This window comes from Arcticibacter sp. (genome assembly GCF_045629565.1).
Lineage (GTDB): Bacteria > Bacteroidota > Bacteroidia > Sphingobacteriales > Sphingobacteriaceae > Arcticibacter.
Genome location: NZ_JAZQRL010000035.1, coordinates 1 through 14,957 on the forward strand (window position 1 = coordinate 1; position 14,957 = coordinate 14,957).

Here is a 14,957-nt window from a genome sequence, read left to right on the forward strand (position 1 = left end):
AACGGAGGCTTTACGAGAGCAATTAGCGTTTAAGTGTAGCCAGTAATAGCTTAACTTAAAAATACGGTTAGATCAAAGAGTCGGTTTTACTTAAGTTTTCTGATTTTTATGCTTCTGAAGCTTACTTCATTTCCATGATCCTGCAGCAGGATGTGACCTTGAGGTGCTTCGCCAAATTTTGGCCACTTGTTGTATTTACTGATAGCAACGAGGTTCTTGAAGTCTTTTGAGCCCCGCACATACTCGAGAACCTTTGCCCCGTTCAGATAATGCTCTACGCGGTTATCCGGGTAAACCACCACCCGACCAGTGTTCCATTCCCCGGTAGGATGAAGAAAGCGAGCCGGTTTGTTTGCTGTGATCAGATCATATAAGGAAGCCAGAGTACGATTTCCATCACGCCCAAGATTTGCATCGGGGTGCAACTTGTCATCGACGATCTGGTATTCCAGGCCTATTGCAGAACCCTTGTTATTTTCCTGTAGGGTAACAAAATATTTGACGCCGCTGTTAGCACCAGGCGAAAGTTTAAAATCGAACGTGAGATCAAAAGCTCCGTATTTTTCGCGACTGACGATATCGCCACCGTTAGTAGACTCAGCGCCGTCTGAAGACAATACCGTTAAAGTTCCATCATTAACGACCCAGCCTTTTTGGGGGAATGTTGTTTTGTAGGCACCCACCCAACCGTCAGTGGTTTTCCCATCGAACAAGAGCTTCCATCCGCTCTGCTTTTCGTGATTGCTCAAACTGTTTGGCTGCATATTGACGACAAAAATATCTGAAGGAAAAGGCTCAGGCTGCAGGTTGCTGGTTTTGATGCGGACATTTTTGAAATAGATCTTGTGGCCGGCATCACTTTGTTTACTGATGCTGTGAACCTGAAGGCCGATGAAGCCGCTTCGATCGATCGTATCGATTACATAGGCAACTGGCTTTCCATTAAGCCAGGTTTTGGTTTCATTCCCGATGCATTCCACCTTTATGTGATTGTATTCTCCTGCTTTATACAGGTTTTGGGCTTCCGTATTCAGCGAAAGCGGATAAAGCCACTGTCGGCGACTTTCGTCGTAAATACCGCCGCTCCATTTACGATCGCTGGGGTCGATCTCGACCTGCCTTCCATATACCGCACCTTTGCCGTTATTTAAGTTGGGGTTGAAATGACTGCGTGTCTGAACACCCGAGTTGATTTCAGCACCCAGCTTAATGTCGAGTTCCAGAACGAAATCGCCATAGTCCATTTCGGTTACCAGAAAGGTGTTGGGGGTATTGAGGGTCGTTGTACCGACGATAGCCCCGTCTTCCATTTTAAAAGGTGCCTGACCACCGAGAACTTTCCAGCCCTGCAATGTTTTTCCATCAAACAAATCTGTCCACCCTCCTTCGTCATTCGAGGCGAATGTTACACTTGCCTGAAGCAAAATGCCCAGGGCAAGAAGATAAACACGTTTTAGATTAGTCATAATTTAAAAGTTATATTCTGATTTCCATAATTTTATATCGTGATGTGCTATGGCCTGGTTTGCCAGGTGTACGCAAACCGCCGTTGTTGCGCCGGTGATGACATTTGATGCAGGGAATTGCCCGGTATGGACAGACTTATGAAAGTCTTTCAAAGCGTACCAGGTTCCGTCTTTCAACTTCTCCTTAAGTATCGGGGTTCCGCCATCTGAATTCCACACTATTTTCGTTGCTCCGGTAACACCATCGACAGTTTCCAATTCGGTAAGCGTTTTTTTCTCGGGGTAGTAGATCGCATCGTTCATGAGCAGGGAAATCGTCCCCTTCGTACCTTTCAGTCTGAAGAGGTAACCGTCACGGGCATTACCGCAGGTAGCTCCAAAGTTGCCTATCATGTTATCTTTTGCATATCTCAACATCACCTGGACATTGTCGCAGGTTTCGCGCCCGTCTTTATAAAAATCTACACCGCCGGTTCCGAAGACTTCATCAGGATGCGTATCGAAGGCCCAGTTAACAAAGTCCATCTGATGCGAAAGGAGCTCGGCCACCAAGCCACCGGAATATTCCTGATACATGCGCCAGTTGATCTTTCGTTCAAGAGAAGGCTCGGAAACCTGCCGTCGCCAGTTCCAGTTTCTGTCCCATCTGCTCTCTATCTGTGTCACCTTACCCAGGTAGCCTTTTTGGATCATGTCTTTGACCCGGTAGTAAAGCGGCGTGTAGCGGTATTGATGGCCCACCTGAAGGGTAAGTTTGGGGTATTTCTTGACAAGATTCACCAAATTTTCGGCCTCCTGAATGCTGTAGGTCATGGTTTTTTCCAGATACACATGCTTACCAGCTTCCAGTGCGGCCACCGCAACCGGGTAATGGAGGTTTAATGGAGTGGCGATAAAAACGGCATCAATGGATTTGTCGTCCAGAAGCTTACGATAATCTGAAAACTGCTTCAGGGCAGCATAGCGTGTAATCTTTCTTGCTTCAAGAAGGCGAAAATCCAGCACGTCGCATATAGCGGTGACTTCAAAAGATTCGTTCAGCTCGTTCATGGTATGGATGAGGCCTTTCCCCCGGTCTCCTGTACCTATCACTCCTGCCCGGATACGACTGCCGGCTGTTTGGCTAAATGCCATCTCTCTATGTAATAAAACAGATCCTGTGAGTACTCCTGTTTGCTTTAAAAAATCGCGCCTTAACATGTTCTATGGTTTATTGCTGGTTCAATAGTTTCTCAAATTTGGCACAGGCAGTATCTGCTATTGTACCGTCGCGCTTCCGATAAATGAAATAAGCCGCCAGGTCATCAGTAGCTTCAACGAAGGCAAGTGCCTTCTCGACTCCCATCAGCATTAATGCGTTATCATAGGCATCTGCGGTGATGGCATCTGGCGCGTGCACGGTCACGCTGATCAGTTCACTTTCTTCCGGAAATCCGGTTTTAGGATTGATGATGTGCGAAAAACGCTTTGCGCCCGATGCATGGTAGTTTCTGTAATTGCCAGACGTGGTGATAGCTCCGGCCTTTATTTTCAGGATCCGTTGGAGCGGCCTGCCAGCGTTATGGCTATCGTCAGGCGTTTCAATACCGATCGTAAATAAGCCCCCTGTGGCCTTCCGGCCCTCTACTCGTATTTCACCTCCCAGTTCCACCATAAAGTCATTGATGTTTTTGGATTGGAGGAAATCCGCTATTACATCAACAGAGTATCCTTGCGCAATGCCATTCATATCTATTTTTACACAGGGGAGCGATTTAAAAAGGATATTATTGTTGAGTTTGACTTTCTCGGCACCCACGCATTTCAATGTGGATTTTATACTAGCGGAATCGGGTACTACCGCGGCTTTGGCAGAACCGAATCCCCAGGCCTGAACCAGTGGTTGTACCGTTATATCAAAAAGACCACCCGTATGCCTGGTAACTTCAGCCGACTTCAAAAACACCTTTTTGAAATGATCGTCTATCTTAGACCCTGATGGGGAGCTGTTGAACCTGCTGATAGTAGAATAGGATTTATAAAGGGAAAGTGAGCTGTCAATGCCGGCAAGAATCAGATCTACATCGCTTCCTGTGACCAGGCTATCCTGCGCGAAGTAACTAACCTGATAAGTAGTTCCCTGGGCAAAACCACTTAGTTTAAAGTTCGGCATCAGCTTTTTTTCGACCGGCGAAGACTGTGTCAGAGAAAATAAAGCTGTAATTAGCAGAATCGTTCTGGTAGTCTCTTTCATTTAGTAAGTAAAAATCTTGTCGCCAACCATGACTTCTTGTTTCTGCTCGTCAAATGTGGCTTTTGAGCCAGAATGAGCAGCAGCAGTTGTCATCACATTGGCGATTGAATGGTAATAGCCAGCCTCTACAGGTGCGTTAGGCTCTTTCCGGCTCCTGATACACTCCATCCAGTTTAACATATGGTTGGTGGTGAGCCGGTCGCCTCCTGTATTAGCACTGGCGACAACCTCGCTGAACGTATCGGCAAGGTTGATAGTGGGAAGCAAGTTTGCTTTCATTCCCATTGCCTCGGCGTGCTTTTGCTCAAGTCCTCCGTTCGGAGAGATCTGATTGGTATTCAGATTAAGCTCGCCCCCATTGGAATAGTATATTTCTGCAGGCTTCTCTGTACCATTGTGCATCCTGGAACTGAATGTTACCTGAAAGCCTTTCCCGGCGTTTCCCTCCCCGTAATCAAACACTGCAGTGGTCGTATCCCAATTCCTCCTTCCATCTTTCCACATATAGACACCTCCGTTTGCCACTACACTGCGCGGATGCTTGAGGCCAGTAAACCAGTGAACGGTATCGATCTGATGGCTCATCCATTGTCCCGGCATACCGGAAGAATAGGGCCAGAACAGACGATATTCGAGATATTTGCGGGGATCCCAGGGTTCAAAAGGACGATTCATCAGGAAGCGCTTCCAATCGGTATCTGCCTCGTTCAGTTTTGCCAGCAAGCCGGGTCTCCTCCACCGTCCGGGCTGATTCACGTTCCATGTCAGCTCTACCATCGTGATGTCTCCGAACTTGCCCTGCTTGATAAAGTCAGCCGCAGCGTGATAATTGGAACCACTTCGCCTCTGAGACCCTATTTGCACAATTTTACTACTAGCCTTGACTGCTTTAAGCGCTGCCCAATTGTCTTCCATCGTTTCTGCAAACGGTTTCTCAACATAGGCGTCGCAGCCTGCCTGAACAGCCTCGATGGTATGGAGAGCATGCTGAAAATCGGCGGTACTTATGATAACGGCATCAAGGTCTTTCATGCGATAAAGCTCGTCGTTATTGACACATGCTTTTACCTGGTGACCGAGCTTCTGCTTCAGGAAGGCCTGCCCTTCTTCCCGACGTAGCTTCCAGATATCAGACACTCCTACGATATCAAAGTTCAGCTTTTCGTGATGGGCGGTGAACGCCGGAAAAAGCGAATTCAGGAACCGATCGGAAAATCCGACTACCCCAACCCTTACACGGTCGTTGGCACCGATAATTCGGCTGTAGCTCTTTGCCGTAAATGGCAAAGTACTTAAATAGCCTCCGGCCGCAGCAACCGCCGCCTGCCTGATAAATTCGCGTCTTGAAGTCATTATAGAGTACTTAGGTTATAATAAAAATGGTCGTTTGCTGCGCTGCTTGCTTGTAGCAAGCGATTTAGCCAGCTTATTGGTTTACAGCTATTAGTCGGATGAAATTAAGGATATTCTGAACGACTCCAATTAACTTTAAGTAACAAATTTGGTAAACAAAGAAGAGTCTGTTGTTAGAGGATTTAAACTGCCGGGATTTTGTAGATTTGCACGACAAATTATAAATCCCCTTGCAGCCGTCAGGTGAACAGGACCAATTAACCAAAGAACTGTACTCAATGACTACACAAACATTCAGGCTTGCACTTATGCTCGCGCTTACCCTAACGCTGAACCTCGCCGCATTTGCTAAAGAGGTATTTCCGGACGGAACACCTATCCCGGATTGGTTCAGGCAAAATAAACCTACTGATATCACCAAACTAGGAAAACAGTACCGGATTACGGATTATAAGCTTAGCAACGACAGTACGATTATCCAGACCAAGCTCATCCAGGATGTTATCGATAAGGCTCATGAGAACGGCGGTGGTGTAGTGATTATTCCGAAAGGCACTTTCCTGAGCGGTTCTCTGTTCTTCAAAAAAGGCACGCACCTCCACCTTGAAGAAGGTGGCAAATTAAAAGGAAGCGATGATATTAGCAATTTCCCGTTGGTTATGACCCGCATGGAGGGACAATCTCTTAAGTACTTTGCCGCTCTGGTGAACGCTGATGGGCTAGACGGATTTACCATTTCGGGAAAGGGAACCATTGATGGTAACGGTCTGCGGTACTGGAAAGCGTTCTGGCTAAGGCGACAGTTTAATCCGAAATGCACCAATATGGACGAAATGAGACCCAGACTGGTTTATATCTCAAACAGCAAAAATGTCCAGCTTTCGGGTGTAAGGCTAATCAACTCGCCTTTCTGGACGACTCACTTGTATAAATGCGAAAACATCAAATTGCTTGACCTGTATATATACTCGCCGGAAAAACCTGTAAAAGCGCCGAGCAGCGACGCGGTGGATATAGACGCTTGCAAGAATGTGCTCATCAAAAATTGCTATATGTCTGTAAATGACGATGCGGTAGCGTTAAAGGGCGGTAAGGGCCCTGGTGCAGACAAAGATCCAAACAATGGAAGTAATGAAAATATCATTATCGAAGACTGTACTTATGGATACTGCCACGGAGCACTAACTTTTGGGAGCGAGTCTGTTCATGATCGTAACATCATCCTGCGCAGGATAAAAGTAAACCATGCGGAGCGTTTGCTTTGGCTGAAGATGCGTCCTGACACACCGCAGAACTATGAATATGTTCTGGTGGAAGACATTGAGGGCAGCAATATCGGCAACTTTATTTTTATACGTCCGTGGACGCAATTCTTTGACATGAAAGGGCAAGAGATATCGGGATACTCTTACGGGAAAAACATTACCATGCGCAATATAAAGCTGGACTGTGAGAACTTTTTTAATGTCGGCGTTTCCACTGATAAAGGTGAAGGACAGGGCTACAAACCTAAACTGTCGAACTTTAACTTCGAAAATATCAACGTAACTGCAAAGAAGTACCTGGAGATTGATACTTCCATTATTGAGAATTTCAAGTTGAAAAACATTACTGTTAACAAGAAAAAGATTTTCTAATATTAACGCTTCGGAAAGGCCGTTTGTAACGACCCCGGGTTGCTGAAAGCCGGCTTTTCCGAAGCGTTTTTAGCATGCATACTCCTGCATTCAGCCGCCCTTCTGATTGACGATCGCTGTTTTCTGTGAGAGCCACACAGGAGACCCAATCCGCTACCATCAAAATTGTTTTGTACGTAGCTTTCCTAGGCTATAAAGTAACATCAACACCATAACCCCGAAATAATGATGGTTCAAACGCACTCCCGCAAAGCTTACAGGATGTTAACGCTGTTAGCGATGTACTTATTCATCTCCTCAAACGCACTAGCGCAAGAAAACAGAGGCCGCGAAGTTTTAAGATCACCCCTGCACAAGGCTAAGGAAGTTAATCCGGACACCCGTCTCATACTGACTTTCCCTTCGAAGTTTATGCTGAAAAATGCAGGGACGATCAGGATCTATGACGCCGCGAATGATGAGCTTGTCGATATGCTCGATATGAGCATCCCCCCAGGCCCCAGAAACACCCGTACCTTGCCACCTTACGACTCATTTGTCTATACCTTCGTTGGAGATAAGGTTTATACGGTGAAGGAACCAGATACAAACAGCAAGCATGTGTACCAGAAGAACTATATCGGCGGAAATCTGGAAACAGATGCATTTCATTTCTATCCGGTGATCGTTCGTGGCAACACTGCCATAATATGCCCGCATAATAACAAACTGAAGTACAACAAAACATATTATGTACAGATTGATGCTGATGTATTTTCTGTTGATAATGGCAGTTTTAATGGATTCAAAGGCAAAAAGGATTGGTTGTTCAGTACGAAGAAGCTTGCACCATCATTTACCTCAGGCTCTTATACAGTATCGGCGGATGGAAAAGGTGATTTCAATACGGTTCAGGGCGCTGTTGACTTCCTGCCGGAGAAGAATCCCGAACGTAAAACCATCTTCATAAAAAATGGCAAGTATGACGAGATCATCTATTTCCGCAATAAGGAAAACATCACTTTCTTAGGGGAAGACAGGGAAAAAGTGATTATCAATTATGCTAACAACGGCGTTTTCAACACAAGACTGATGAGTGCGGACCCTGCTCTTTCAAAAGGAAGTCACAGTTTACGTGCGGTGTTTGCTGTGCATAATTCGAACGGGATACATCTGGCAAACATGACATTGCGGTCTTTAGGCGAAAAGCCGGCGCAAGCAGAGGCACTTCTTATCTTGGGTCAAAGAAACATTGTTAGTCACGTGAATATCGAAGGTTCCGGTGATGCTTTGCAGGCAACCGGAACTATTTATGTAACAAACTCCAAAATACAGGGGTTCGGAGATAATGTGCTGGGATATGGGTCAGTATTTTTCAATAGTTGCGACTTTGTCTCAACCTATGGACCCCATCTATGGGTCCGGAACACGCAATCCAACCACGGCAACGTATTGCTGAACTGCACACTTCGTACAATTGGCGATGTTAAAACCACAATAGCGCGTGCGCCGAACAGTAACGGATTTTCCTACCCTTATGTTGAAGCCGTGTTAATTGATTGTCAACTTGACGGGATCGTGCCAGAAGGATGGGGAAAGGTAGCGGATATCCCCGACAATATCCGTTACTGGGAATATAACAGCACTACCCTTGACGGCAAGCCTGTCGATGTTAGCCGCCGGCATCCTGCATCCCGCCAGCTTGACAAAGAAAAAGATGCAGAATTGATAAAAAACTACAGCAATCCAGCATATATTTTGGATGGCTGGCTACCGGATTTAGGGGACCTTAAGTTTTGATTACCCTCTCTCTATATATATATACATCTAAGCGTTGGCAACCTCAGGTCTTTCACTATAATAAATCGCTTTTTTGGAGGTGAATGAACCGAATTTTTGACTGGAATTCTGAGGCGTCGTTAAATTGTGAATGACCAGGAACGAGCTGAGGCGTCTTGCTGATGATAGCTTCGCATTCATTTCAAAAGTTGTCATATGACAAGCTATTAGCAAACGGTTTCCAATACCTTTGAGTCATGATATAATCGAACCTTCCAGCACGCTTTTGTATTTGCAAATCTGTTTCAAACGTAAACAAGTATGAATATTATCGTAGGGGCAACCGGTCAAATCGGATCACATCTGATCAACGATATGAAGAAGTACGATGTACCTATTCGCGCGATCGTGCGGAATCCAGAAAGACTTCAGGATAAAAGTATCGAGTTCAGAAAGGCTGATCTATTCGATACAGATGAACTACGGAATGCATTTGAGGGCGGTACAACCGTCTTTCTGCTGACACCTGAAAACCAATACTCAAATGATATAATCGGCGATACAGAACGAATTGTCGAGAATTACCGGAAGGCGATTGAGCAAGCCGGGATAGAAACTATTATTGGTTTATCATCTATCGGGGCCCATATCGATGGTGATACCGGAAACATCCGGATGTCAAGAATTTTAGAGAAGGGGTTTGACGGTTTGAAAGCCCGGAAAATATTTGTCAGGCCATCCTATTATTTCAGCAATTGGTTGGGATACCTGAACACGATAGAGCAATACGGCTTATTGCCTACCTTTTTCCCGGAAGACCTGAATATCGAGATGAACTCGCCAATGGACGTAGCGAAGTTTATCGCCAAAATGATGGTGGAAAAAGACGGCTTTAGTAAACGCGATATCTATGAACTCAGCGGACCGCAGCGATACAGCTCCAGTGACGTGGCCAGGATTTTTTCAAGGGTGGTGCATAAACCGGTTATCCCCGAGGTTATCACGCAGGACAAGTGGCAGGAAACCTTATTATCTGCAGGATTTTCGGAAAATACAGCGGCTAACCTTGTTGACATGACACGAGCGGTTATCGAAAATACAGCAATTCCTGAACGGCCGGATGATATAATCAGGCTTCCGACGACTTTGGAAGACTACCTCGTCCGGGAAAAAACCACTTAACAGGTCGAAGATGTCTATTCGAACAATAGAACCCCGGCCTGATCTTCAAGGTATAGTAAAAAGATTCTGGCACACTGATTCGCAACAAGGCTACGATGATTGCCAGTCAGTCAGGATCTTAGCAGACGGTGCTCCCGGGATTATATTTCAACATTCCAACGGCCATTCAACTGTTAGGGATTCCATTGGGTGTCCATTGCCGATTTCATTTGTCTATGGGCAGAGTACTAACCCTTGCAAAAATCAGGTGACTGCCAGTCCTTTTATTTTCGGAGTTGATTTGTTTCCTGCCGCGCTAAAGCGTGTCTTTGGCGTGGACGCATTCTTGCTCACTAATTCAATTGTCGATTTGGAATGTCTGATTGGCAGCCAGTTTAACGACCAGTTGCTAAATGCGGCTGACGTAACAACTGTTATCGACTTATTCAGCATCTCTCTCTTTCGCCGTTTGGTCCAGCAAGAGTGTGATTACCTCATAGAGGAAAGTATCCGGCAAATTATGAACCGGGCGGTGGAGGTTACTGCAAGGTCTCTTCCTTCCGATTTCAACATTTCACAAAGGCAATTTCAAAGAAGATTTAGGGATCATATAGGAGTTTGTCCGGAAACTTACATACGGATTGTTAAATTTCAGCAATCCATTCACCTGCTTCAAAATCAGCATTATCATAAGCTAAACGCTATAAGCTACGCACTGGGCTATACTGATCAATCCTATTTCAATAGGGAATTTAAATTCTTTTCCGGCTATACCCCTAAAGAGTTCTTAAAAACACTGACAATCCAGCAGCCTTTTTATCAGAGATCTAAACGAACTTTAACTCCCCTCCGTATTTTGCTTGACTGATTTAAAATGTCGCTACAGTACAATTTTATTTGCCCTTAGACCCGTAGTTTTGTGCTTGTCATCAAAATGATTTTTATGGTTAAGGTACATCATTTAAACTGTTTAGAGATCCAGTCGCCCGGTAACGGGAGGGCTATTGGGCATTGTCTACTCCTGGAAACCAAGAGTCGCCTTATTCTCATAGATGCTGGGATCGGACTTCTGGATACGAAAAATCCTGATGGACGAATTGGTCGGAACCTGATAAATGCTGTAGGTTTCCAATTTAATGAAAAAAGGACAGCTCTGAGCCAGATTAAAGACCTTGGGTTGGACCCCGAAAAAGTGACCGATTGTGTCGTCAGCCATTTGGACCCCGACCATATCGGCGGATTGGCGGATTTCCCGAACGCAACTGTCCACGTTGGGCTGGAAGAATATGAACATTTCCAAAGAGGAAGCCACCGTTATCTCCAACATCAACTCGATCATCGTCCACGGATCAAAACTTATGCGAGCACATCGGAGACTTGGCGTGGTCTTGAAGCCAGAAGAATCACTATTGTTTCCGAAACGGACATATATTTAATCCCACTCTTTGGACATACAGTGGGACATTGTGGTGTTGCTTTAAAGTATAAGGCGAACTGGTTGTTTTATGTAGGAGATGCTTACTATTTAAGGGCGGAGTTGTCGGATCGTGAGCATCCTGTCCATGCGTTGGCTGAAATGAGAGCTGATGACCCACAGATGCGGATGGAATCATTGAACATAATTCGGCGATTCGTGATAAACAATCCCCAAACTAAGGTTTTTTCATACCATGACTTAAGCGAGTTCACTCCTTTTGTATCGGATGGCACCTCAAAAATTCACTACCGCACAGACTTAAAACCGGACATTAAGGAAGTCATAGAACTCTACCAAAGTTCGGGAATAAAGAGGCCGGTGGACGATGCCGCACGTCTTGCTAATATGTATGCACACGCTAACCTGGTGATAACAGCATGGGCCGGAAATACGCTGGTGGGGATTGCCAGGGCGCTTACCGACTTTTGCTATTGTTGCTATTTGTCCGATCTTGCTGTAAGAAGATCGTATCAGAGGTCGGGTATTGGTCAGGAGCTGATTTCGCTAACCAGAGAAAGAATCGGGAATCAGACGACACTTATTTTGCTGTCGGCTCCCGAAGCGGTCGATTACTATCCAAAAATGGGCTTTGAGAAAATTGACAACGGCTTTATGATCAGGCGGAGCAAATAGAAGATCGATTACTTGGAGATAAAGCTCGTGTAGGAGGACGACTAGAATATTTAAAGACCTATCAAAATAACGCGAAAAAACGCAGATAATTATGGAGCATCAACATCAGTATACCGTGAGTGTTACATGGACGGGAAACAGTGGAAAAGGGACCATCGACTATAAATCATATAGCAGAGAGCATGTCATTTCGATAAAAAACAAGAATGATATTTCAGGTTCTTCTGACCCGACATTTCGTGGCGATGAAACGAAACATAATCCTGAGGAGTTACTTGTCTCTTCGTTATCGAGCTGTCATATGCTTTGGTACTTACATCTTTGTTCGCAAGCTGGAGTGGTGGTGATGGAGTATGTAGACGTAGCAATTGGTACAATGGCGGAAGATGCAACAGGAGGAGGCCGTTTTGTGAAAGTGATGCTTAATCCCAGGGTGACAGTCGCAGAAGCGGAAATGGTTTCTAAAGCACATCAATTGCATAAGCGGGCAAATGAGCTATGCTTTATTGCTAAGTCGGTGAATTTTCCCGTCGGGCACAACCCGAGTGAAGTGGTTATGGGCTCACCAGGCGTTTAATATTCTAACCATATACTTCACTTGAAGGTGATCGTGTGTTACATAGCAAACCTCCGAAGGAATTCGGAGTCAACGAGAATCCTAAAAACAACAAGTCCAATAATGTTAAAGCACGCAAAGACTTTTATAACTGGCTGGCTAAAACCATTAAAATAGACGGCATCGTGACACACTTATTTAAGCATACTCTTCCTATCCAATATCTTCTAAATATAGGATTCCCTTTACTTTCTTTCGCGGATTCATTTTAAGCTCATTTTGAAGCAAACAACTGTCAATAAATCTTGAATTTGTTCCTTATGAGCAATATTCATAATCATGGGAATTAATTTCCCGACAGGCTTCATCTTACAAAATTCTTCCTTAATAACTTCTGAAATAGTTAATTCATCAATAGCTTCGAGATGCTTCTCTGTAAAATAGAAACTTATTTTGAAAAATCCGTTCCATACCGAAAGCCATAGAATAGTTTTTTTCTTATGAGTAATTTTGCCGAGCCATGCTTTGCCATCGTTGTAAAATTTCCATTCGATACTTAGATTATATTCTTCGCTCGTAATTGTTTCAAGAAAAGAACTCAACACACTATAGATGTTATCTCCAAGTGTTTCTTGCAAAACCTCACCTGATGGGAATATATTCGCATCTCTCAATAACATTTCAGCTTCCATAACTCATGTTTTTTTTTAAAATTCACCTTTTGTATCATAATTATAATCTTGTCAATTCCACCTGTTTTATAAAACAGCTATTTGGTCAACTCGCAAAAGCCTATTTTGAAAGATTAGTATATTCCTCAATTATCTCTGGAGTATCAGCTTCAAGGAGCAGTAGTAGCTCAGGACTGAATTCGAGATGCCCTGTTCCATTTGCTGTTACTATATTCCTGTCTTTTACTGCTTGTCGGTGAATATATCCTTGTTCATTGGTATATATGTTACCTGCATATTCTTTCAGCGATTCAAGACCATTACTGGTATGCTTGACATCATTTAGAAAACCATGTCTCCCTAAAACACAGAACCATTACAAATTCCTCCGGCTATTTTACCACTATCTATGGCTTCTTTGACTAGACGAATAGGTATGAGAGCCTCATAATTTTTAGGGATAGTGTTCAAATCATAAACCGGAACAACTTGAAAATTCCCTAACGAACGCTTAGGCCCTTTACAATAGACATGGTTTTGACTGCATACTTTATAGGTCTACCCGGTATTATTCCCATATTGGGAGGTGTACTCAGTAAAGCACTTTCCCAAGCAGCCATTGATCCAGCAGAACAAAAATAACTTCTTTCATATTTAATTTTTAAGTATAATGTAACATACCTTCTGCCGCCTCTATACCCGACAAATCTTCAAGGCAGGCTTCTGAACGTAGTTTCTCAACAGGAATTATTCATGGTAGGTTCCTGCCATTTTAGGAGAAGCCGCCCAAAGATTATTAGCTTCTGCCCATGCGGCTAGTTTTTCGAATGCGTGGCATATCTTGCTATAATCTCCAACATGTAGACTGCAATTGTTTTGTTAGGATCAAGATGATATTCTTCTTAATGCCATAGACCTCGGCAATCTCATTCTGATAGGCATTAACCTTCTGATTAGAAACTACCAGAAAAACCGTATTAGTCAGTAAATTAATCAACCGATTGCTGCAAGGCGATGAAACATTTTTATTTACAGTGATGCAGGCATAAACCTGCGCTTTGCCTTCTAAACTGGTAGTCGGTTGGTAACGAGCAGATTGACTCTCTTTGAATTTACTTGAATTGAAATTCTACAAAAAACCCCGTAAATGGGTGTATTTACAGGGTTTTCGATATTGTTATACTTGTTTGTACCGGTTTGGAAGGTACTTCAGTGCGCCCACCTGGGCTCGAACCAGGGACCAAAAGATTATGAGTCTTCTACTCTAACCGACTGAGCTATAGGCGCGGTTAACAAACTTTTCTGTTTGCGATGGCAAATGTACATTTTTGCATTTAAAATCTCAAGTATAGATATGCAAAACATCAAAAATATTATCTTCGATTATGGTAACGTCATCTTTCTCATTGACTTCCTTAAAACACAAAATTCATTTACTGAATTAGGCATCCATAACGTTGAGACATTCTTCGCACATTCAGGCCATCATTCGTTATTTGATCAGTTCGAAACGGGCAGTATATCAGCAGCCGAATTCAGAGAAGGGATCAGAGAAATAACCAGTCAGCCTAACCTGTCAGATGATCAAATAGACAAAGCCTGGACCAGCCTGCTCATTGGCGTTCCTCCGGTTAACCATGACCTGCTTTTAAAAGCGAAAAATCAGTATCGCACTTTTCTCCTGAGCAACATCAATGAAATTCATCTGGACTTCATACACGGATATTTAAAGCGGGAGTATCAGTTAGACTCTAACGATCAGTTTTTCGAAAAGATCTATTACTCTCACCTCGTTAAAATCAGAAAGCCTAACAAAGAGATATTTCAGCTGGTTGTAAATGATAACAACTTAAAAATTGAGGAGACACTGTTTATTGATGACAGTCCTCAACACCTCAAAACAGCCAAAGAGTTAGGCTTGCATACGCATTTGATGACGGCCGACGATTCATTGGAAAAGTTCCTTTACCGTTCAGGACTCCTAAAACATTAAACAAAATAGAATTTGCGGA

At 43.9% G+C, this 14,957-nt stretch carries 13 protein-coding genes and 1 tRNA gene; 7 read left to right on the plus strand and 7 right to left on the minus strand.

Translation table 11 applies throughout. The annotated features are described in order from the left end of the window. Positions 1-86: 86 nt before the first annotated feature. From ACKI5J_RS04615 to ACKI5J_RS04630, 4 genes are read right to left on the minus strand one after another with little or no spacing between them, the layout of a single operon-like run. Complete coding sequence (locus ACKI5J_RS04615) at positions 87-1,466, minus strand: DUF1080 domain-containing protein (protein ID WP_407426988.1); 1,380 nt, start codon at positions 1,464-1,466, stop codon at positions 87-89. 3 nt (positions 1,467-1,469) lie between these two features. After that, complete coding sequence (locus ACKI5J_RS04620) at positions 1,470-2,666, minus strand: Gfo/Idh/MocA family protein (RefSeq protein WP_407426990.1); 1,197 nt, start codon at positions 2,664-2,666, stop codon at positions 1,470-1,472. A 10-nt stretch (positions 2,667-2,676) separates the two neighbouring features. After that, entirely contained in the window at positions 2,677-3,699 is a 1,023-nt protein-coding gene (locus ACKI5J_RS04625; RefSeq protein ID WP_407426992.1) for an FAD:protein FMN transferase, read from the minus strand. Then, positions 3,700-5,055, minus strand: a complete 1,356-nt coding sequence (locus ACKI5J_RS04630; RefSeq protein ID WP_407427044.1) for a Gfo/Idh/MocA family protein — start codon at positions 5,053-5,055, stop codon at positions 3,700-3,702. Between the two features lie 275 nt (positions 5,056-5,330). On the opposite strand from ACKI5J_RS04630, the gene ACKI5J_RS04635 reads away from it, so the two are divergent. Together ACKI5J_RS04635 and ACKI5J_RS04640 are read left to right on the plus strand one after the other, a co-directional pair. Beyond that, the gene (locus tag ACKI5J_RS04635) at positions 5,331-6,689 is read left to right on the plus strand and encodes a glycoside hydrolase family 28 protein (protein WP_407426994.1); all 1,359 of its coding nucleotides are present in this window, start codon (positions 5,331-5,333) and stop codon (positions 6,687-6,689) included. A gap of 225 nt (positions 6,690-6,914) precedes the next feature. Then, a complete protein-coding gene (locus ACKI5J_RS04640) occupies positions 6,915-8,468 on the plus strand; it encodes a pectinesterase family protein (protein WP_407426996.1) in 1,554 nt (517 codons plus the stop codon). Positions 8,469-8,495: 27 nt separating this feature from the next. On the opposite strand, the gene ACKI5J_RS04645 is transcribed toward ACKI5J_RS04640, so the two are convergent. Continuing rightward, on the minus strand, positions 8,496-8,663 hold the full coding sequence (locus ACKI5J_RS04645; protein ID WP_407426998.1) for a hypothetical protein: 168 nt from the start codon (positions 8,661-8,663) through the stop codon (positions 8,496-8,498). Positions 8,664-8,768: 105 nt separating this feature from the next. Here ACKI5J_RS04645 and ACKI5J_RS04650 point away from each other — a divergent pair, with 105 nt between their 5' ends. The 4 genes from ACKI5J_RS04650 to ACKI5J_RS04665 all read left to right on the plus strand — a co-directional run bounded on the left by ACKI5J_RS04650 (position 8,769) and on the right by ACKI5J_RS04665 (position 12,295). Continuing rightward, complete coding sequence (locus tag ACKI5J_RS04650; RefSeq protein WP_407427000.1) at positions 8,769-9,629, plus strand: NAD(P)H-binding protein; 861 nt, start codon at positions 8,769-8,771, stop codon at positions 9,627-9,629. A 10-nt stretch (positions 9,630-9,639) separates the two neighbouring features. Continuing rightward, positions 9,640-10,476, plus strand: a complete 837-nt coding sequence (locus ACKI5J_RS04655; RefSeq protein ID WP_407427002.1) for a DUF6597 domain-containing transcriptional factor — start codon at positions 9,640-9,642, stop codon at positions 10,474-10,476. Between the two features lie 75 nt (positions 10,477-10,551). Then, positions 10,552-11,718, plus strand: coding sequence for a GNAT family N-acetyltransferase (locus ACKI5J_RS04660; protein WP_407427004.1), 1,167 nt, complete (start codon positions 10,552-10,554; stop codon positions 11,716-11,718). A 91-nt stretch (positions 11,719-11,809) separates the two neighbouring features. Next, the gene (locus ACKI5J_RS04665; RefSeq protein WP_407427006.1) at positions 11,810-12,295 is read left to right on the plus strand and encodes an OsmC family protein; all 486 of its coding nucleotides are present in this window, start codon (positions 11,810-11,812) and stop codon (positions 12,293-12,295) included. Positions 12,296-12,537: 242 nt separating this feature from the next. On the opposite strand, the gene ACKI5J_RS04670 is transcribed toward ACKI5J_RS04665, so the two are convergent. Then, positions 12,538-12,966 carry a DUF3788 family protein gene (locus tag ACKI5J_RS04670; RefSeq protein WP_407427008.1) on the minus strand — a complete coding sequence of 143 codons (429 nt, stop codon included), beginning with the start codon at positions 12,964-12,966 and terminating at the stop codon, positions 12,538-12,540. A gap of 1,192 nt (positions 12,967-14,158) precedes the next feature. Beyond that, a tRNA-Ile gene (locus ACKI5J_RS04675) sits at positions 14,159-14,232 on the minus strand. 67 nt (positions 14,233-14,299) lie between these two features. On the opposite strand from ACKI5J_RS04675, the gene ACKI5J_RS04680 reads away from it, so the two are divergent. Then, positions 14,300-14,938 (plus strand): HAD family hydrolase, encoded by a 639-nt coding sequence (locus ACKI5J_RS04680; protein ID WP_407427010.1) that lies wholly within the window; start codon positions 14,300-14,302, stop codon positions 14,936-14,938. Positions 14,939-14,957 lie beyond the last annotated feature (19 nt).

What these genes read in the sequence shown, in the direction of transcription:
- ACKI5J_RS04615 (WP_407426988.1), bottom strand. Translation starts at nt 1,466, where the DNA reads ATGACTAATCTAAAACGTGTTTATCTTCTTGCCCTGGGCATTTTGCTT.
- ACKI5J_RS04620 (WP_407426990.1), bottom strand. Translation starts at nt 2,666, where the DNA reads ATGTTAAGGCGCGATTTTTTAAAGCAAACAGGAGTACTCACAGGATCT.
- ACKI5J_RS04625 (WP_407426992.1), bottom strand. Translation starts at nt 3,699, where the DNA reads ATGAAAGAGACTACCAGAACGATTCTGCTAATTACAGCTTTATTTTCT.
- ACKI5J_RS04635 (WP_407426994.1), top strand. Translation starts at nt 5,331, where the DNA reads ATGACTACACAAACATTCAGGCTTGCACTTATGCTCGCGCTTACCCTA.
- ACKI5J_RS04640 (WP_407426996.1), top strand. Translation starts at nt 6,915, where the DNA reads ATGATGGTTCAAACGCACTCCCGCAAAGCTTACAGGATGTTAACGCTG.
- ACKI5J_RS04645 (WP_407426998.1), bottom strand. Translation starts at nt 8,663, where the DNA reads ATGACAACTTTTGAAATGAATGCGAAGCTATCATCAGCAAGACGCCTC.
- ACKI5J_RS04650 (WP_407427000.1), top strand. Translation starts at nt 8,769, where the DNA reads ATGAATATTATCGTAGGGGCAACCGGTCAAATCGGATCACATCTGATC.
- ACKI5J_RS04655 (WP_407427002.1), top strand. Translation starts at nt 9,640, where the DNA reads ATGTCTATTCGAACAATAGAACCCCGGCCTGATCTTCAAGGTATAGTA.
- ACKI5J_RS04660 (WP_407427004.1), top strand. Translation starts at nt 10,552, where the DNA reads ATGGTTAAGGTACATCATTTAAACTGTTTAGAGATCCAGTCGCCCGGT.
- ACKI5J_RS04665 (WP_407427006.1), top strand. Translation starts at nt 11,810, where the DNA reads ATGGAGCATCAACATCAGTATACCGTGAGTGTTACATGGACGGGAAAC.
- ACKI5J_RS04670 (WP_407427008.1), bottom strand. Translation starts at nt 12,966, where the DNA reads ATGGAAGCTGAAATGTTATTGAGAGATGCGAATATATTCCCATCAGGT.
- ACKI5J_RS04680 (WP_407427010.1), top strand. Translation starts at nt 14,300, where the DNA reads ATGCAAAACATCAAAAATATTATCTTCGATTATGGTAACGTCATCTTT.